The sequence below is a fragment of the Pseudogulbenkiania sp. AW2-16 genome, assembly GCF_056824575.1.
Window position 1 is genome coordinate 2,018,097 of record NZ_CP157668.1, and the last position, 18,801, is coordinate 2,036,897.

The 18,801-nt window shown below is 67.9% G+C and carries 15 protein-coding genes and 1 riboswitch; of the genes, 7 read left to right on the plus strand and 8 right to left on the minus strand.

What is annotated here, in order from left to right; translation table 11 throughout:
* Nucleotides 1–248: 248 nt before the first annotated feature.
* Nucleotides 249–1,178, plus strand: a complete 930-nt coding sequence (locus ABKF58_RS09875) for an ABC transporter substrate-binding protein (RefSeq protein ID WP_482584276.1) — start codon at nt 249–251, stop codon at nt 1,176–1,178.
* Between the two features lie 67 nt (nt 1,179–1,245).
* The gene (locus ABKF58_RS09880) at nt 1,246–1,824 is read left to right on the plus strand and encodes an NnrU family protein (RefSeq protein ID WP_482584277.1); all 579 of its coding nucleotides are present in this window, start codon (nt 1,246–1,248) and stop codon (nt 1,822–1,824) included.
* Nucleotides 1,825–1,835: 11 nt separating this feature from the next.
* Here the strand turns inward: ABKF58_RS09880 and ABKF58_RS09885 are convergent, their stop codons facing one another.
* On the minus strand, nt 1,836–2,297 hold the full coding sequence (locus tag ABKF58_RS09885; RefSeq protein WP_482584278.1) for a CopD family protein: 462 nt from the start codon (nt 2,295–2,297) through the stop codon (nt 1,836–1,838).
* Nucleotides 2,298–2,424: 127 nt separating this feature from the next.
* On the opposite strand from ABKF58_RS09885, the gene ABKF58_RS09890 reads away from it, so the two are divergent.
* Nucleotides 2,425–4,338 (plus strand): B12-binding domain-containing radical SAM protein, encoded by a 1,914-nt coding sequence (locus ABKF58_RS09890; RefSeq protein ID WP_482584279.1) that lies wholly within the window; start codon nt 2,425–2,427, stop codon nt 4,336–4,338.
* A gap of 33 nt (nt 4,339–4,371) precedes the next feature.
* On the opposite strand, the gene ABKF58_RS09895 is transcribed toward ABKF58_RS09890, so the two are convergent.
* Nucleotides 4,372–5,583 (minus strand): MFS transporter, encoded by a 1,212-nt coding sequence (locus tag ABKF58_RS09895; RefSeq protein ID WP_482584280.1) that lies wholly within the window; start codon nt 5,581–5,583, stop codon nt 4,372–4,374.
* 230 nt (nt 5,584–5,813) lie between these two features.
* Here ABKF58_RS09895 and ABKF58_RS09900 point away from each other — a divergent pair, with 230 nt between their 5' ends.
* The gene (locus tag ABKF58_RS09900) at nt 5,814–7,058 is read left to right on the plus strand and encodes a nitronate monooxygenase (RefSeq protein ID WP_482584281.1); all 1,245 of its coding nucleotides are present in this window, start codon (nt 5,814–5,816) and stop codon (nt 7,056–7,058) included.
* A 92-nt stretch (nt 7,059–7,150) separates the two neighbouring features.
* Here the strand turns inward: ABKF58_RS09900 and dsdC are convergent, their stop codons facing one another.
* The 3 genes from dsdC to ABKF58_RS09915 form a co-directional block, all read right to left on the minus strand.
* On the minus strand, nt 7,151–8,104 hold the full coding sequence (dsdC, locus tag ABKF58_RS09905; protein WP_482584282.1) for a DNA-binding transcriptional regulator DsdC: 954 nt from the start codon (nt 8,102–8,104) through the stop codon (nt 7,151–7,153).
* A gap of 28 nt (nt 8,105–8,132) precedes the next feature.
* Nucleotides 8,133–9,473 (minus strand): D-serine ammonia-lyase, encoded by a 1,341-nt coding sequence (gene dsdA / locus ABKF58_RS09910; protein WP_482584283.1) that lies wholly within the window; start codon nt 9,471–9,473, stop codon nt 8,133–8,135.
* A gap of 124 nt (nt 9,474–9,597) precedes the next feature.
* Nucleotides 9,598–10,509: a hypothetical protein gene (locus ABKF58_RS09915; protein WP_482584284.1), complete on the minus strand. Its 912-nt coding sequence runs from the start codon at nt 10,507–10,509 to the stop codon at nt 9,598–9,600.
* 233 nt (nt 10,510–10,742) lie between these two features.
* Nucleotides 10,743–10,839: riboswitch (TPP riboswitch) on the plus strand.
* 108 nt (nt 10,840–10,947) lie between these two features.
* On the opposite strand from ABKF58_RS09915, the gene ABKF58_RS09920 reads away from it, so the two are divergent.
* From ABKF58_RS09920 to ABKF58_RS09930, 3 genes are all read left to right on the plus strand, one after another.
* On the plus strand, nt 10,948–11,958 hold the full coding sequence (locus tag ABKF58_RS09920; RefSeq protein WP_482584285.1) for a thiamine ABC transporter substrate-binding protein: 1,011 nt from the start codon (nt 10,948–10,950) through the stop codon (nt 11,956–11,958).
* A gap of 223 nt (nt 11,959–12,181) precedes the next feature.
* On the plus strand, nt 12,182–13,726 hold the full coding sequence (locus ABKF58_RS09925) for an ABC transporter permease (RefSeq protein ID WP_482584286.1): 1,545 nt from the start codon (nt 12,182–12,184) through the stop codon (nt 13,724–13,726).
* On the plus strand, nt 13,719–14,672 hold the full coding sequence (locus ABKF58_RS09930; RefSeq protein ID WP_482584287.1) for an ABC transporter ATP-binding protein: 954 nt from the start codon (nt 13,719–13,721) through the stop codon (nt 14,670–14,672). The genes ABKF58_RS09925 and ABKF58_RS09930 overlap by 8 nt, the downstream gene beginning before the upstream one ends.
* A 74-nt stretch (nt 14,673–14,746) precedes the next feature.
* Here the strand turns inward: ABKF58_RS09930 and ABKF58_RS09935 are convergent, their stop codons facing one another.
* The 3 genes from ABKF58_RS09935 to guaB all read right to left on the minus strand — a co-directional run bounded on the left by ABKF58_RS09935 (nt 14,747) and on the right by guaB (nt 18,712).
* A complete protein-coding gene (locus tag ABKF58_RS09935; RefSeq protein ID WP_294865521.1) occupies nt 14,747–15,958 on the minus strand; it encodes a branched-chain amino acid ABC transporter substrate-binding protein in 1,212 nt (403 codons plus the stop codon).
* A gap of 281 nt (nt 15,959–16,239) precedes the next feature.
* Nucleotides 16,240–17,115 (minus strand): alpha/beta fold hydrolase, encoded by an 876-nt coding sequence (locus tag ABKF58_RS09940; protein WP_482584288.1) that lies wholly within the window; start codon nt 17,113–17,115, stop codon nt 16,240–16,242.
* Between the two features lie 133 nt (nt 17,116–17,248).
* Entirely contained in the window at nt 17,249–18,712 is a 1,464-nt protein-coding gene (gene guaB / locus ABKF58_RS09945; RefSeq protein ID WP_482584289.1) for an IMP dehydrogenase, read from the minus strand.
* Nucleotides 18,713–18,801: the final 89 nt, after the last annotated feature.

Here is an 18,801-nt window from a genome sequence, read left to right on the forward strand (position 1 = left end):
CCGGTATGCCAGCCGTGCCTCTTCTTGCCTTTGATTTGGGCATGCCGTGGCTCATGCGTGACCGGCGCGAGAAGCGTAGCTGCAACGACGCCTTGCCACCCTGTGTGTCGGCAGGAGGTCCCGGTGTTCCACCAGAGCGGGTGGGCATCGGCTACAGTCAAAGCGGGGAGCGGCGGCGACAGCCCGGCTGCCGGCAAAAGGTATCGCCGTCATGGGGTTGGCGCTGCCAACGAGGAGACATCACAACCATGTTGAGACGAGTCATTCTGGCCGCGCTGCTGGGGTCGGCCGCAGCGAGCGTGTCCGCACAGGCCCGGGAGTGCATCGAGGTGGTGTCCGCCGGTGGCGGTTATGCCTTCTGGCAGGCGGTCGGCGAGGGGGCGAATCAGGCCGGGAAGGAGCTGGGCATCGACATCTACTTTCGCGGCCCGTCCAAGGAAGAAGATCGCGACGCCCAGGAAACCATCGCCAACATGATGTGGGATCTGCATTGCCAGGCGCTGGTGATGGCGCCCAACGCGCCGGAGCGGGCGCGCCTGGTCGAGCGGCTCAAGGCTCAGGGCATCCCCACTGTGTACATCGACCGCGATACCGGCGGGGCCGACGTCGCGGCGGTGGTGGCAACCAATAACCTCCGGGCCGGCCAGCTGGCCGGGGAGGAAATGGCGCGGGCGTTGGGCAAGAGAAAACGCGTGGCGGTGTTGCGGGAGCGCGCCGACGTGGTGTCAACGGAAGAGCGCGCCCGCGGCTTCATCGAGGCGGCCACCCGTGCCGGACTGAAGGTGGTGCGCAGTGCCTACATCGGCACCTCGGTGGGGGATTCACGGGTCGAGGCGGAAAAAGTGCTGACGGCGCTGCGCGGCAAGATCGACGGCGTGTTTACCCCCAACGAGTCGACCACCCTGGGGGCGGTGATCCAGCTGAAGAAGATGGGACTGGCCGGGAAAGTGCTGCATATCGGCTTCGACAGCAACCAGTATCTCGCCAGCTCGGTGCGCCTGGGCGATCTCTACGGGCTGGTCGTGCAGCGCCCGCGCGAGATGGGCTACCAGGGCGTGTCCCTGGCTTACCGCAGAGCGCAGGGCCAGACGATCGAGGTGCGCAACGTCGATACCGGGGTGGTGTTCGTGACCAAGGGCAATATCGATCAGCCGGACATCGCCAAGGCGTTGTACTGAGGAGACGACGGCGCACTTGCGCCGCCGTGGCCATCAATCATGCCGACGCATTCGCAGGGGGAGGACCATGACGGTATTACTGCTGGGTTTGCTGATCTTTCTGGGCGGGCATTCGGTGCGTATCGTCGCCGCGCCTTGGCGCGAAGCGCAGATCGCCCGTTGGGGGCCTCTGGTGTGGAAAGGGGCGTTCACTTTAATGGCGCTGGTGGGGCTGGTGTTGGTCGTCTGGGGCTATGGGCTGGCGCGCGAGCAGACAGCGGTATTGTGGGCGCCGCCATTCTGGGCGCGCCATCTTGCCGCGCTGCTGACCGCGGTGTCCTTCGTGTTGTTCGCGGCGGCGAAAGTGCCGGGCAATCATATCAAGGCCGTGCTCGGCCATCCGATGGTGCTGGGCGTGCAGATTTGGGCGGTGGCGCATTTGCTCGCCAAGGGTACGTTGGCAGCCGTGGTGCTGTTTGGGGCCTTCCTGCTCTGGTCGGTGGTGGACTTCGTCTCGGCGCGCCGCCGCGACCGCGTGGCGGGAACGCGCTATCTGCCCGGGAGGCTGGAGCGTGATGTCGCCGCCGTGGTCGCCGGGCTCGTGCTCTGGGGCTTGTTTGCATTCCTGCTGCACGGCTGGTTGATCGGCGTGCGGCCGTTCGGCTGAATGGCCGCGCATCAGGCCAGCCAGCGCCCCAGCGTGGCGGTGGCGATGGTCAGGAAGCCCAGCCAGAGGTTAATGCCCACCGCCTTGCGGATGCGGCCCAGCGCGTCGCCGCCGGCTTTCCATTCTTCCGCAACCACGGCGCGTTTGAGTTCGGCATAGGGGCCGAAGAACACGTAGAGGTAGATCGCGATCATGGCGAGCCCGACCATCAGCATCAGGTGCCAGTTGAGCGGGGCGGCATCGAAACCGACGCGGGCGATCATGGCGAGCCCGCTCACCGGGATCAAAATGACAGCGCCCCACACCCAGACGAAGAAGCGCGCTAACACGCGCTGCCACAGCCGCAGCCGGTGCGGCGGGTCGAGCAGCTCGGCCGCGCTCGGGCGCAGGCAGACGTAGGCGAAGAACATGCCGCCGACCCATAGGGCGACGCTGGCGAGGTGCAGGAAGCGGAACAGCGGTTCGGGAGTCATGACGTCGGTTCGATCTCGAATGGATGGGGATGCTGTCATTCTATACGGCCCGGCCACCCTCTGCCTCGCCCAGCCAGCGTCGGCCGATTCTGGCAGAATGGCGGGTCCATCCGCCTGAGGTTTCTTCGTGGTCAGTTCGTCCCTGCGCGTGCTGTCGCTCATCCCGCCGATGACGCAGCTCAATACCCCGTATCCGTCCACCGCCTACATCACCGGCTTCCTGCGTTCGCGCGGGGTGCCCGCGGTGCAGGAGGACCTGGCGTTGGCGCTGGTGTTGCGGCTGTTTTCCGCGGAAGGGCTGCAGGCGATCCGCGAACGCATCGACGCCATCCCGCCGAAGAAGCGCAGTGCCCAGGTGCACGGTTTCGTCGAGCAGTTCGAGCGCTATCTCGCCACCATCACGCCCACCATGGCCTTCCTGCAGGGGCGCGACTCCACCGTGAGCCACCGCATCTGCAGCCGCCATTTCCTGCCGGAAGGGGCGCGCTTCGCCTCGCTGGAGGCGTACGTCGATCCGGACGATCCCTACGGCGGCGATCCGCTGGCCTGGGCCTTCGGCGCCTTGGGGCAGCAGGACCGCGCGCGCCATCTCGCCACGCTCTACCTGAACGATATCTCCGACGTGCTGCGCGAGGCGGTCGACGCGCGTTTCGAGTTCGTGCGCTACGCGGAGTCGCTGGCGATGAGCCAACCGACCTTCGAGCCGCTGGCCAAGGCGCTGGCCGCCAAGCCCTCGCTGGTGGATGACACCTTGCAGGCGCTCACGCTCGACGCCATCGAGCGCCACCAGCCCGAGCTGGTGCTGCTGTCGGTGCCGTTCCCGGGCTCGGTGTATGCGGCGTTCCGTATCGCGCAGACCATCAAGGCACGTTGGCCGAACATCAAGACCGCGCTGGGCGGCGGTTTCGTCAACACCGAGCTGCGCGAGCTGAAAGAGCCGCGCGTGTTCGATTACTTCGACTTCGTCACGCTGGACGACGGCGAAAAGCCGATCCTGGCGCTGCTGGAGCACCTGCAGGGCCAGCGTTCCACCTCGCGCCTGGTGCGCACCTTCGTGCGGGAGGAGGGCCAGGTACGTTACGTCAACCTGATGGAAGCCGACATCCCGTTCGAGGAGGTCGGCACGCCGACCTGGGACGGCCTGCCGATCGAGCGCTACCTGTCGCTCTTGGACATGCTCAACCCGATGCACCGGCTGTGGAGCGACGGGCGCTGGAACAAGCTGACGGTGGCGCACGGCTGCTACTGGAAGAAGTGCAGCTTCTGCGACGTCACGCTGGACTACATCTCGCGCTACGAAACCGCCTCGGCCGCAACGCTGGTGGACCGCATTGAGGCGATCATCGCCGAGACCGGTCAGACCGGCTTCCACTTCGTCGACGAGGCCGCGCCGCCCAAGATGCTGCGCGCGCTGGCCGAAGAACTGCTGCGGCGCAACGTGTCGATTTCGTGGTGGGGCAATATCCGCTTCGAGAAATCCTTCACCCCGGAACTGTGCCAGCTGTTGGCCGAATCCGGCTGCATCGCCATCTCGGGTGGGTTGGAAGTGGCGTCGGACCGGCTGCTCAAGCTGATGAAGAAGGGCGTGTCGGTGGAGCAGGTGGCGCGGGTGACGCAGGGCTTCACCGAGGCCGGCATCCTGGTGCACGCCTACCTGATGTACGGCTTCCCGACCCAGACGGTGCAGGACACGGTGGACGCGCTGGAATACGTGCGCCAGCTGTTCGACAACGGCTGCATCCAGTCCGGTTTCTTCCACCGCTTCGCCTGCACGGTGCATTCGCCGGTCGGGCAAAATCCCGAAGAGTACGGCGTGACGCTGCAGCCTTTGCCGCCGGTGAGTTTCGCCAAGAACGACGTCGGCTTCATCGACCCGACCGGGGTCGATCACGACGCCATGGGCGAGGCCTTGAACAAGGCGTTGTACAACTACATGCACGGCATCGCGCTGGACGAGGACGTGCGGCGCTGGTTCTACGGCCGGGTGCCGCGCCCGCGGGTGCCGCGCAATTTCATCGAGCGGGCGCTGGCCGCGCGCTGACGGCCGAACCGACGTGCCGGCCGGCCGCCGGCGTTACGAGGCCTGAGCCGTCTGCAGCCGGCGATGCTGCTGCCGGATGCGGCGGGCGAAGACGGTGCCTAGCACCGGCGTGATGGCGGCGGCGGCGATGAACACCATGGTGGCGCCGGAGCGCGCCAGCAGGGCTGCGGCCAGCACCACCCCCAGCGACTGGCCGAGGAAGAAGGCCGAGGCGAACAGCGACACCGCGGTGCCGCGCACCTGCGGCGCCATCTGCGTGGCGTTGGTCTGCAGCGTGTTGTGCATCATGTAGTAGCCCAGCCCCACCAGGTAGCTGGCCGGAATGGCCCAGGCCCAGGCATCGCCCAGCGCCAGCAGCAGCCAGGCGCCGCCGATCAGCACGCCGCCGCCGGCGGCCAGCCCCACTTCGCCGAAGCGGCGCACGAAATGCCGGGCGAACAGGATGTAGGACAGGCCGCCGATCCCGAAAAACGCCATCAGGGCCCCGGCCATGGTCAGCGACAGGCCGAAGCGCTGATGCAGGTAGGACGGCACGAAGGCCAGCGCGCCGAACACCACGATCCCTTCCAGAAACACCGTGAGCAGGATGACGCGCGCCCAGCCGACGCCGATCACGGTGCGGCCCTGGGCGAGGACGCCGAGCGTGCGCCCGGCCGGCGCCGGGGTGGGGCGCGCCAGCGGGTTGGCGCGCGACTCGGCCAGCACGCGCCATCCCACCAAGAGGTAGACCAGCGCCAGCGCGGCGAAGGCCCAGCGCCAGCCCAGGGTGTCGGTGAACAGGCCGCCGATGAACTGGCCGCCGATCACGCCCATGATCTGGCCGCCGAGAAAGCGCGCCAGCGTGGCCTGGCGCTGCTCGTAGGGCACGGTGTCGCCGATCCAGGCCATGGAGAGCGGGATGATGCCGGCGGCGGTGACGCCGGTGAGCAGGCGCGCCAGCACCAGCCAGCCCAGCGAGTAGGACAGCGCCGCGCCCAGGCTGCCGACGAGGCTGGCCAGCGTGGTCCAGGCGATCATGCGGTACTTGCCGAAGCGGTCGCCCAGCGGGCCGAAGAACAACTGCATCAGGCCGTAGGCCACGGAGAACGACGACACCACCTGGGCGGCGTCGGCCGGTGTGGCAAGGAAGGCCTTGGCCAGGTTCGGCAGCATCGGGTCGCAAAGACGCGCCGAGGCGGAGCTGGCAAAGGCGGCGCAGGAGAGCAGGGTGATCGCCCGGCGGTGGTGTGGATCCAGTGAAGACATGAAATCGCAACGTGGGTGACAATTGATCTTGGTATTATACCGTCCAACATCATGTGTTGCCGCCGCGTATGGCTCCTGGCGCGGGTCTTGGCCCGGGCGGGCGGCGCTGCCGTTTTTCCCCTCGTCTCTAGCCATTTTGGGTGATTCGAACGCTTGATGTAGCGGCTTTTTTGGCTTTCGGGCCCCGCCTGGGTGATAATGTGGGGTTACGAAATACGGAGAGGCAACTAATGAAGCGCGTGGATGACTTTCGCCTGAGATTGGGCAAGCATGAACTGGTGCCCATCATGGTCGGTGGCATGGGGGTGGATATCTCGACCTCTGCTCTGTCCCTCGAGGCGGCCCGCCTCGGCGGCATCGGCCATATCTCGGACGCCATGGTGCCGACGGTTGCCGATCGCCGCTTCAACACCAAGTACGTTAAGAACAAGTTGCAGCAGTACAAGTTCAACGTCGCCAACACCGACAAGTCGGTGGTGCAGTTCGATCTCGGCCTGTTGGCCGAAGCCACCAAGATGCACGTCGGCAGCACCATGGACGCCAAGCGCGGCGAGGGCCTGATCTTCATCAACTGCATGGAAAAGCTGACGATGAACGCGCCCAAGGACACCTTGCGCGTGCGCATGCGGGCGGCGCTGGATGCCGGCATCGACGGCATCACGCTGGCGGCCGGCCTGCACCTGGGCTCGTTCGCGCTGATCGAGGACCACCCGCGCTTCCGCGACGCCAAGCTCGGCATCATCGTGTCGCCGCTGCGCGCCTTGCAGCTGTTCCTGAAGAAGAATGCCCGTCTCAACCGCCTGCCCGACTACGTGGTGGTGGAAGGCCCGCTGGCCGGCGGCCACCTGGGCTTCGGCATGGACTGGGCCGAGTACGATCTGGCGACCATCGTCGCCGAAATCCGCGACTGGCTGAAAGCCGAGCAGCTGGATATCCCGCTGATTCCGGCCGGCGGCATCTTCACCGGTTCCGACGCCGTGGGCTTCCTGGAAATGGGGGCCGCGGCGGTGCAGGTGGCGACCCGCTTCACCGTGACCCACGAGTGCGGCCTGCCGGAGAAAGTGCAGCAGGAGTACTTCAAGGCCAACGAGGACGACATCGAGGTCAACCAGATTTCCCCGACCGGCTACCCGATGCGCATGATCAAGCACTGCCCGGCCATCGGCGACGGCATCCGTCCGAACTGCGAGGCCTACGGCTACCTGCTCGACGCCAAGGGCAGCTGCGCCTACATCGACGCCTACAACCGCGAGGTGGCGGCGCACCCGGATGCGCGCCGCGTCAAGGTGTGGGACAAGACCTGCCTGTGCACCCACATGCGCAACTTCGATTGCTGGACCTGCGGCCACTACACCTACCGCCTCAAGGACACCACGCGCCGCAACGAGGATGGGACCTACCAGATCCTCAGCGCCGAGCACGTGTTCCGCGACTACCAGTTCAGCACCGACAACACCGTGGCCCTGCCGGAGTAAGCCGGGCGGCGAGCGCCGCTGGCGCCAGCAGACGAAACCCCGAGGAGCGATCCTCGGGGTTTCTGCTTTTCAGCCGCAAGGCTGGGTCGGCATCAGCCGAGCGGCGCTGTGGGCTGGGCATGGCCGGCCTGCGCCATCAGCCACTGGATGAACACCCCGAGGCGTGGCGACGGCGGCGAGCGCTCGGGCAAGACCAGGTAGTAATGCTGCGCGGCGCGGCTGGAGAGCGCGGGGAAGGGGGCGACCAGGCTGCCTTGGCGCAGCGCCTGCTCGACCAGGCGCCGCCGCCCCATGGCCACGCCGGCGTGATGCTGCGCCGCCGTCACGGCCAGGTCGGAGCGGTCGAAGATCATCGCCGGTGCGTCGTCGAGGCCGTGGATGCCATGCTGCGCCGCCCAGGTCTGCCATTCGGCGTCGTGGCCGGCCTGCGGCCAAGCGCGGGCGTCGTGCAACAGGGTGCAGTGCGCCAGCTGCTCCGGCCGCTCGAACAGCTGCCGGCGGCGGGCGTAGTCGGGCGAGCAGACCGGCGTCAGGGTTTCGTCCATCAACGGCAGCACGCGTTGCCCGGCTGGCGGCAAGGTGCCGTAGTACAGCGCCAGGTCGACCGGCTGGGTGCGGAAATCCACCTCCTCGTTGCCGGTGCGCAAGTCGAGTCGGATGGCGGGGTAACGTTGGCCGAAGTCCGCCAGCCGCGGCACCAGCCAGCACTGCGCGAGCGACGGGCGGGCGAATAGCGTCAGCGTGCCGGACAGCTCGTGGCGGCGGATGTCGTCGATCTCCTGGCCGACGCGCTGCAGCGAGTCGTTGAGCAGCGCGAACAGGCGCCGCCCCTCGTCGCTCAGCTGCAGTTGCCGGGGCCGGCGCTGGAACAGACGAAAGCCGAGTTGCTGTTCCAGCTTGAGGATGCGGTGACTGACGGCGCTGGGCGTCAGGCATAGCTCGGCCGCCGCCAGGGTGAAGCTCAGGTGGCGTGCGGCGCACTCGAAGGTATGTAGAGCCGCGAGCTGGCCGCTGTCGAGGCGGGTGGGGTGTCCGGGGAGCGTCAAGGGCGTATTGTCCGTGCGAGGTGCGGGATCAGGCTTCCCGGCCGCGCTGCAGGTAGTCGGCCATTTCTTCCGCCGGCACCATGCTGCCGCCGGTGGCCCACACCAGGTGATGCGCCGCCGCCAGGCGCTGCGGGGTGAGCCCCATGCGCTCGCGGTAGCCCTGGTTTTCCGTCAGCACGCGCGCCAGGCCCGGCATACCGGCCAGCGCCGACGGCTCCAGCGCGATGCCTTCCTGTTGTTGCAGCAGGGCGAGCAGGCGGTAGAGCTCGTCGTCGCTGACGGTGTAGTAGCCGTCCAGCATCCGTTCCATCGCCCGCCCGACGAAGCCGGAGGGACGCCCCACCGCCAGGCCGTCGGCGGCGGTGACGTTGTCGATGCCGAAGTCCTGCACCGCGACCTCGTCGTGCCGCCCGGTGAGCACGCCCAGCAGCATGCACGGCGCGTGGGTCGGCTCGGCGAAGATGCAGTGCACGTGGTCCTGGAACGCCAGCTTCAGGCCGAACGCCACGCCGCCCGGGCCGCCGCCGACGCCGCAGGGCAGGTAGACGAACAGCGGGTGCTCGGCGTCGACGACGATGCCGGCCTGGTCGAACTGGCGCTTCAGCCGCTCGGCGGCGACCGCGTAGCCGAGGAACAGCTGCGGCGAGTTCTCGTCGTCGACGAAATGGCAGCGCGGGTCGGCCGCCGCCCGGCGGCGCCCCTCGGCCACCGCCGCGCTGTAGTCGGAGGGATATTCCACCACGGTGACGCCGTGCTCGCGCAGGCGGCGTTTTTTCCATTCGCGCGCGTCGGCCGACATGTGCACCGTGGTGCGAAAGCCGAGCCGGGCGCCGATCAGGCCGATCGACAGCCCGAGATTGCCGGTCGAGCCGACGGCGATGGCGTACTGGCCGAAGAAGGCGCGGAAGGCGTCGCTATCGAGCCGGGCGTAGTCGTCTTCAAGGTGCAGCAGGCCGGCGCCGACGGCCAGGTCCTCGGCGTACTTGAGCACCTCGTGGATGCCGCCGCGCGCCTTGATCGAACCGGAGATCGGCAGGTGGCTGTCGAGCTTGATCAGCAGGGTGCCGACGGGGTCGATGCCGTAGCGTTGGCACAACGCCTGCTGCATGACGGGGATGGCCTGCAGCGGGGATTCCAGGATGCCGCCGGCGTCGCGGGTTTCCGGGAAGGCGGCGCGGAAGTAGGCGGCGAAGCGCTGCAGCCGGGCGCTGGCCTCGGCCACGTCATCCACGCCGAGGCCGACGTGGGGCAGGGCGTCGTCGAACGAGGTTACGGCCGGGTTGAACCAGCTGCATTCCTCCAGCGCGACCAGCTTTTCCAGCAGGGGATGGTCGCGGTACCACTGTTGCAGGGTTTTGCCGTGAATCATGGCGTGCTCCTTGGCGCCCGGAGGGCGAATGGCCGTATTAGGCCAGAGCGGGCGCCGGCGGACAAACGATGGCTGCTCATGGCATGGATGAAACGGGTTCAGCCATGGCGCGGGCGATCCCCGCTTACAGCACCGCCCACATGCCGATGATCAGGATCAGGATGACGACGCCGGTCATGATCTGGGCGGTGCTGCGCTCCTTCTGCAGCGCCTGCTGCAGCGTCGTCTGGCGCGACTCCAGGGCGCTCACGCGCTGTTCCAGGTGGGCGCGCGTCTCTTCCAGCTGCGCCATGTTTTGCAACATGGCTTCGCCGCTGTATTCGGTGATGTGTTCCTTGTCCCATACCCCGAGCAGCTTGTTGACCTTGTCCTTGAAGAACAGGGCGTTCTTCTGGTTGCTGTCCTGCCATTCGAACTCGAAACCCTGGCGCGCGAAGAAGGCGTTGCGCTGCAGGCGCTCGTCCTCGCTGCAGGTGGCGGGCAGGGTGACCAGCCCGGGGCTGACGGCGTAATCGGGATAGATGCCCTTGATCCAGCCGATGACCTGGGCCAGCAGGAAGGTGTCGAGCCCGGCGTGACGGAAGGTCTCGCTCGCCATGACGCCGCCCTTGGGGCCGAAGGTGGCGGTGCGGCTGGGGTGGTCGGCCCGCACCCAGGCGCTGTTGTAGACGGTGTGGAATTGCGCGTCGTCGCCGCCGAACGGCTGCCACTGGGTGCCGGCGGCGGCGGCGTAGCCGCGGAACTGCAGCCGGAAGTAGTCGGACTGGCCGGTCATGGCGCGGCTGCGGTGCAGTATGCCGTAGATCGCCACGCCATCGCGCGACAGCATCAGCACGGTCTCGCCCAGCGGCATGGCCTGGCTGGCGAGGTAGGCTTCGCTCTCGGGCGCCGGCAGCGCCGGTTTCTCGGCCGCCGCGACGACGGGCTTCTTGGTGTTGGGCAGGCTATCCATGGCGCAATCATAACGCAGGCCACCGGCGCCCGGGTGGCCCACCCCCGTGATGTTGTGGTGCGCCACGGTCTTCTTGTGGTGCATTGCGCAAATCCGGCAGCGGCACAAGCCGGCTCCAGGGCTGGCATGGCGTTTGCAAAGAGTTCTCCTGCGGTCTTGTTGTGCGTGGGCCGCGCGAGTCAGTCTCTCGTTTCGTTAGCCTCTTTTACGTGTGTAAGCCTCGCCTGGAGGATTCGTCCTTCAGGCCATTTTTTTGCCCGTCGCCTGCCCGTCTTCCCGGCCTGCCGTGCCGCACGGCTTGGCGCTATACTGCCGTTTTTCGTCACCGGGGGTGCCGCGATTCGTCGCGGCTGAGAGAGACCCCGCAACCTGATCTGGGTCGTGCCAGCGGAGGGAGCGTGACGGTGCCGTCAGGCATCGGCGCCGGCCGTGGCGGCGGCCCGAGGCCGGGGCCGTGTTTGCCCCGTTTTGCCCTGGCAAGACGGAGGCGGAGGCCCCGCGATCGGCAAGGAGAGTGTTCCTATGTTCAAGAAAGTGCTGTGGCTGGCGTTGTGTACGAGCGCGCTGGGCGCCCAGGCGGCCGAACTGCGCGTGCTGACGCACAGCTCGTTCGCGCTGTCCAAGGAACTGCTGGCGGGGTTCGAGCAGCAGTCCGGCGTCAAGGTGGTGGTGATCAAGGCCGGCGACGCCGGCGAGATGGTCAACAAGCTGATCCTGACCCGCGCCAATCCGATCGCCGACGTAGTCTACGGCATCGACAACACGCTGCTCGGCAAGGCGCAGCAGGCCGGTGTGCTGGAGCCGACCGCGAGCCCGGCCGGCGCCGCCGTGAAGCAGACGCTGCCGGGGATGGTGAGCGTCGACTACGGCTACGTCACGCTCAATTACGACAAGGCCTGGTTCGCCGGGCAGAAGCTGGCGCTGCCCACCTCGCTCGACGAGCTGACGCGCCCGGCCTACAAGAACCTGGTGGTGGTGGAAAACCCGGCGACGTCGAGTCCAGGACTGGCCTTCCTGCTCGCCACCGTCAAGGGCCTGGGCGAGGAGCCGGCCTTCGCCTGGTGGGGCAAGCTGCGCGACAACGGCGTCAAGGTGGCCAAGGGCTGGAGCGAAGCCTATTACACCGATTTCAGCAAGAACGGCGGCAGCCGCCCGATCGTGGTGAGCTACGCCACCAGCCCGGCGGCCGAGGTGTTCTACAGCAAGGAGAAGTTGGCCGAAGCGCCGACCGGCAACCTGCTGCTCAAGGGCGGCGTGTTCCAGCAGGTGGAGGGCGTGGCGCTGGTCAAGGGCGGCGGGCAGAAGCAGGCGGCCCAGCAGTTCGTCGACTTCCTGCGCTCCGGCGCGGTGCAGGCCGACCTGCCGACGCAGATGTGGATGTACCCGGTGCTGCCCGGCGTCAAGCTGAACCCGGTGTTCGCGCTGGCGCAACAGCCGACGGCGCACGATACCCCGGACAGCCGGGCCATCGCCGCCAAGAGCGCCGGCTGGGTGAGCCGCTGGACCCGCGTGGTGTTGAAGTCCGGCTACTGAGAGCTTGGAATAACTCTGCCGCGTACCCCTATCCCAACCCTGTGATGCTCGCCGTACCACTTGCATGGCTGAGTCAGTCGATTTTCCTCGGGTTGAACCGGCCTGGGGGGGCGATGACCGCAGAGAATCCCTGTGGGACGATTTCTTCACAAGCTCCCGGGCCTTACGTTAGGTGTTTCCAACACGGCAGCCTGTCTGCCGTTGGTCTTTGTCGAGGGCCGCGATGCGTGCCGTGTTTTCCCGCCAGGCCCTGGCCTTGCTGCCGCTGGCGTTTCTCTCCCTGATGGCGCTGGCGCCGTTGGCGCGGCTGCTGTACGAGGGCGGCAGCGGCTTTTCGGCCAACCTTTTCCAGGACGACTACCTGCTCTGGCGCCTGCTCTGGTCGCTGACGCAGGCCGTCGTCACCTGTGTGCTGGCGCTCGCCATCGGCCTGCCGCTGGCCTGGGTGCTGGCGCGTTTCGCCTTTCCCGGGCGAGCGCTGATCCTGCGCCTGTTGCTGCTGCCGTTCGTGATGCCGACGCTGGTGGCTGCGCTCGGCGTGCTGGCGCTGTTCGGCCCGCATGGCGTCACCGGCCTCAACCTGCAGGACACACCGTGGCTGCTGCTGTACGGCAACCTGTTCTACAACCTGCCGCTGGTGATCCGCGCCGCCAGCGAGGCGCTGGCCACGGTGCCGGCCTCGCGCCTGGCGGCGGCGCGCACGCTCGGCTGCACCGCTTGGCGTGCGTTCTGGCGCGTGGAGTGGCCGGTGGCGCGGCCGTGGCTGGCGTCGGCGTTGTGCCTGGTGTTTCTGTATTGCTTCTCCGGTTTCGGGCTGGCGCTGCTCTTGGGCGGGCAGCGTTACGCCACGGTGGAGGTGGAGATCTACTCGCTGGTGGCGTACGAGCTGAACCTGGCCGACGCCGGCGCGCTGGCGCTGTTGCTGCTGTGCCTGAGCGGCGCGGTGGCGTTCGGCTACGCCTGGCTGGAGCGGCGTCTGGCCACGCCGGTCAAGGTCGAGCCGCTGCCGCCGCGTCCGGTGGCGACCCTGCCGGAACGGGCACTGCTGGCGGGGGCGCTGGCCTTGCTGGCGCTGTTCGCCGCGGCGCCGCTGTTGGCCGTGGCCGGGCGTGCGCTGTCGGCCGGGGTCGAGGCGTGGGCGGTGCTGGGCGAGGGCGATACGCTGGCGGCGTTGGCCAACACCCTGCGCTTCTCGGCGCTGGCGCTGACGCTGGCCGCGGTGCTGGGGCTGGCGCACGCGCTGGCGGCGCAACGCTGGCTGTGGCTGCGCGCCGCCGCCTTCCTGCCCTTCGTGCTGTCGCCGGTGTGCGTGGCGTTCGGCCTGTTGCTGCTGTACCCGGGGTGGAGTGCCAGCCTGACGCTGCTGCTCGGTGCCTATGCCCTGCTGGCCTATCCCTTCGTCACCAAGAGCGTGGCGGCGGCGCTGGACGGCGTGCCGCCGCAATGGCCGCAGGCGGCGCGCACGTTGGGCGCCAGCGCGCCGCGCGCCTTCGTCCGCGTGGTGTGGCCACTGCTGCAGCCGGCGTTCCGGCGCGGGCTGGCGTTCGCCGCCGCCACCGCGCTGGGCGAATTCGCCGTCACGCTGTTCCTGTCGCGCCCGGAGTGGACCACGCTCACCACGCTGATCTACCAGCGCCTGGGCCGTCCCGGTGCCGCCAACCTCGATGCCGCGCTGGTGTTGTCCAGCGTGCTGATGCTGTTTGCCGTGAGCGCCTTCGTCATCATCGAATGGCCCGGGCGCCCGGCCAAGGATTCCGACCATGCTTGAGCTCGTCAACCTGTGCAAGGCCTTCGGCCAACGTGTGGTGGCCGACCACCTGTCGCTCACCGTCGCCGACGGCGAAACGCTGGCGCTGCTCGGGCCGTCCGGCTGCGGCAAGAGCACGCTGCTGAAGATGATCGCCGGGCTGGAGCGGCCCGACGCCGGGCAGATCCGGCTCGGCGGGGTCGATCTCACCGCCCTGGCGCCGGAGGCGCGCCAGGTGGCGCTGATGTTCCAGGACTTCGCGCTGTTCCCGCATCTGGACGTGCGCGACAACGTCGCCTTCGGCCTGATCGAGCGGCGCCTGCCCCGGCGCGAGGCCTACGCCGAGGCCGAGCGTGCGCTGGCCGAACTCGGGCTCGCCGGCTACGGAGCGCGCAGGGTGTGGACGCTGTCCGGCGGCGAACAGCAGCGCGTGGCGCTGGCGCGAGCGCTGGTGACGTCGCCGCGCCTGCTGCTGCTGGACGAACCGTTTTCCAGCCTCGACGCCCACCTGCGCCAGAGCCTGCAGGCCGAGTTCCGCCGCCGGCTGGCCGCCGCGCGCATCCCGGCGATCCTGGTCACGCACGACCGTGCCGAGGCGTTCGCGCTGGCCGACCGCGTGGCGGTGCTGCAGCAGGGCAAGGTGGTGCAGTGCGGCCGGCCGCAGGAGCTGCTGGCGGCGCCGCGCAATGCCTGGGTGGCCTCGTTCATCGGCTACCACAACGTGCTGGACGACGGCGTGCTGCCGGAGCAGGCCTTCCTGCTCGGGCCGGCGCATCCCCCGGCGCGCGTGGAGCGGGTGGACAGCCTCAGCGAGGGTATCCGCGTCGAGCTGACGCAGCAGGCGGCGCGTTTCACGCTGACGCTGTCGGCGCGCGAGGCGGCGCAGTTTCCCGAGGGCCTGCGCGCCGGGCAGAACATCGGGCTCGGCATCGACCGCAGCCGGCTGATCCGCTTTGCCGGGGCCTGAGGAGAAGAGGGGCGGGCAAACAAAAACGGCACCCGGTTTCCCGGATGCCGTTCTGATCTGACGTGCGTCGACGCTTACTGCGCGGCGGAGGCGTTGCCCGCCGGCGCAGTACCGCCACCCAGCACCTTGGCCACTTCCCACTGGCCGTTCTTGACCTGGTAGATGGTTACGGTCGGGTTGAGGCGGTCGCCCTTGGCGTCGAACTTCACAGGGCCGGTGACGCCGGCGAATTCCACCTTCGACAGTGCCGGCAGGTACTTGGCCGGCTCGGCCGAGTCGGCCTTCTGCATCGCCGCCACCAGGGTGCGTACGGCGTCGTAGCTGTACGGCGAGAACACCGCCACGTCCTGCTTGAACTTGGCCTTGTACTTCTCGCTGAAGCTGGTGAAGCCCGGCATCTTGTCGTTCGGCTGGCCGGCGGTGGAGGCGTAGTTGCCTTCGGCGTCGGCGCCGGCAAGCTTCAGGTAATCCGGGGTGCGGGTGCCGTCGCCGGAGAGCAGCTTGGCGGTCAGGCCAAGGCGCTTCATCTGCTTGGTGAGCGGACCGGACTGGGCTTCCATGCCGCCGAAGAAGATCACCTCCGGCTTCAGCGCCTTGAGGGTGGTCAGGATGGCGGCGAAGTCGGTGGACTTGTCGTTGGTGAACTCGCGCTTGACGATTTCGGCACCGCCGGCCTTGGCGGCCTTCTCGAACTCGTCGGCCAGGCCCTGGCCGTAGGCGGTGCGGTCGTCGATGATGGCGATCTTCTTGGCCTTCAGCTCGTTCACGGCGAAGGCGCCCAGCGCCTGGCCCTGGGCGGCGTCGTCGGCGATCACGCGGAAGGCGGTCTTGTAGCCCTGCTGGGTGTAGCTGGGCGAGGTGGCCGACGGCGAGATCTGCGGAATGCCGGCGTCGGAGTAGATCTTGGATGCCGGGATGGTGGCGCCGGAGGTGACGTGGCCGATGACGCCGGCCACTTGCGCGTCCACCAGGCGCTGTGCGACCTGGGTGGCGGCTTTCGGGTCGGCCTGGTCGTCTTCCGACACCAGCTCGAACTTCACTTTCTTGCCGCCGAGCGAGACGCCTTCGGCGTTCAGTTCGTCCACGGCAACCTGCGCGCCGTTCTCGCTGTCCTTGCCGTAGTTGGCGGCCGGGCCGGTGATCGGGCCGGCGTGGCCGATTTTCACCACCAGCTCGTCGGCGGCGGGGGCGGTCTTGGCGGCGTCGGCGCTGGTTTCGGCCTTCTGGCCGCAGGCGGCGAGGCCGGCGACGGCCACGGCGATGCAACTCATCTTGATGAGGGTCATGGGATCTCCAAACGATCGATCTTGAAACGATAAGGCCCGGACTGTGCCGGGCTTGGCTTGTTATCGGACCGTCCACGGCGTGTGCCCTGGCCACGAGCGGTCTATGGGATAAATTCTACCGCGTAACGACGCTGCAGTGCAGCATAAAAGCCATGATTTTTGGCCGAAAAGCAGACAAATTCACTGCCTGTGTGGCCTCGAGGCGGTGCTGCTTGGGGCGTTAGCCGGGCGGGGTAGCGGCTGCCATGCCGCCATGCCGAACGCTTGGCGCCGGGGCGTACTCACGCCGTCAGGAACGGGCGCAGGGCTTCGGCCAACCTTTCCGGCTGCTCCCACTGGATCATGTGCCCGGCCTCGGGGACGGTGGCTTCGCTGAGCCGGGCAAAGCAGGCGCGCCGCTCGTCCAGCGTGGCGAACACGCCCTTGGCCATCGGGTGGTCCCACATGTCGCCGCCGATCACCCACAGCACCGGGCAGGCGATGCGCCGCCAGCAGGCCTTGGCTTCTTCCAGCCGGTACAGCACCGGGTTGACCATCTTGTGGCGCGGGTCGGCGCGGTAGCGGAGCGCGCCGTCGATCTCGTGGGTCAGCGCCGCCGCCAGGAAGCCGGCGCGGGCGCTGTCCAGGCGCGGATTGCGCTCGACCAGGCGCGCCGCGACGTCGTCCAGCGTGCCGAGCGGCTGGTAGCCCGGCGTGGTGTGTTGTTCGCGTAGCCAGCGCGCGTAGCGGCCGGGCGCCTCTTCCGGACGCGTCGCCGCCAGCCCGAAGCCCTCGACACAGATTAGCCGCGCGACCCGCTCCGGGCGCACCCCAGCGTAGAGGCCGGCGATCATCGCCCCCATGCTGTGGCCGATCAGCGTCACCGGGGCGTCGGGCGCGTAGTGCTGTAGCAGCGCATCGAGGTCGGCGAGGTAGTCCGGGAAGTAATAGCTGCCGCGGTTCCATTCGCTGTCGCCGAAGCCGCGCCAGTCCGGCGCGATGACGTGCCAGCCGTCGCCCAGCGCGTCGACCAGGAACTGGAAGGTGGCGGACGAATCCATCCAGCCATGCAGCATGAACAAGCGTGGCGCGCCGTCCGCTCCCCAGTGGCGCACGTGGTAACGGTGCTGGCGCAGGATCACGGTTTCGGAGCGGGACGGGAGAAGAGGTTGAGACATGGCGCGGGCGATCGGTCAAAGACGTGGGCGTAGTGTAGCGTCATCGACCGCCCCGGTGACAGGGTTGGCCGAAGCCATGAAAAAACCCGCTTCCGGAGAAGCGGGTTTTTTGCCGTACAGAAACGTCAGTTGCTTAGCGGTCGACGTTGTAGTTCGGCGCTTCCTTGGTGATCTGCACGTCGTGCACGTGCGACTCGCGCATGCCGGCGGAGGTGATCTCCACGAAGCCGGCCTTGGCGTGCATCTCTTCGATGGTGCGGCAACCGAGGTAGCCCATCGAGGAACGCAGGCCGCCGGTCAGCTGGTGGATCACCTGGGCGATCGGGCCCTTGTACGGCACGCGGCCTTCGATGCCTTCCGGCACGAACTTGTCGACGTTGGCCTCGTTGTCCTGGAAGTAGCGGTCGCTCGAGCCCTGGGTCATGGCGCCCAGCGAGCCCATGCCACGGTAGGACTTGTACGAACGGCCCTGATACAGCTCGACCTCGCCCGGTGCCTCTTCGGTGCCGGCGAACATGCCGCCCAGCATCACGCAGTTGGCGCCGGCCGCCAGGGCCTTGGCGATGTCGCCGGAGAAGCGGATGCCGCCGTCGGCGATCATCGGCACGCCGGTGCCCTTGAGCGCTTCCGACACGTTGTGGATCGCGGTCAGCTGCGGCACGCCGACGCCGGCCACGATACGCGTGGTGCAGATCGAGCCCGGGCCGATGCCCACTTTCACCGCGTCGGCACCCATGTCCAGCAGGGCCAGGGCGGCGTCGGCGGTGGCGATGTTGCCGCCGATCACGTCGATCTGCGGGAAGTTCTTCTTGGTCCATTGCACGCGGTCGAGCACGCCCTGGCTGTGGCCGTGGGCGGTATCCACCACCACCACGTCGACGCCGGCGGCGGCCAGGGCGGCGATGCGCTCTTCGGTGCCGGCCCCGACGCCGACGGCGGCGCCGGCGCGCAGGCGACCCTGGCTATCCTTGCAGGCGAACGGGTGTTCGCTGGTCTTGATGATGTCCTTGACGGTGATCAGGCCCTTGAGCTCCCACGCGTCGTTGATCACCAGCACGCGCTCCAGGCGGTGCTTGTGCATCAGCTCGCGCGCCTCGTCGATGCTGGCGCCTTCCTTGACCGTCACCAGACGCTCGCGCGGGGTCATGATCGAGGATACCGGCTGTTCCAGGCGGGTCTCGAAGCGCAGGTCGCGGTTGGTGACGATGCCCACCACCTTGCCATCCTGTACCACCGGCAGGCCGGAGATGCGGTGCTGGCGGGTCAGGTTGATCAGGTCGCACACCAGCATGTCCGGGGCGATGGTGATCGGGTCTTTGACGACACCGCTCTCGTAGCGCTTCACCTTGGATACTTCCTGGGCCCGGCGCTCGATCGACATATTCTTGTGAATGATGCCGATGCCGCCTTCCTGGGCCATGGCGATGGCCAGTCGGGCTTCCGTTACCGTGTCCATGGCTGCGGACAGCATGGGCAGGTTGAGGCGGATGTTGCGGGAGAGTTGGGTGTGAAGCTGAACGTCGCGCGGCAGTACCGAAGAGTGGGCCGGGACGAGGAGAACGTCGTCGAAAGTATAGGCTTTCTCGATGATACGCATCTGGCGTTTCCTTTGCGGCAAATAAACATTATATCGAAAGACGGGGGCGCTTGGCAAAAGCCGCGTGCAGCGCTTTGCCGCGGCCGTCG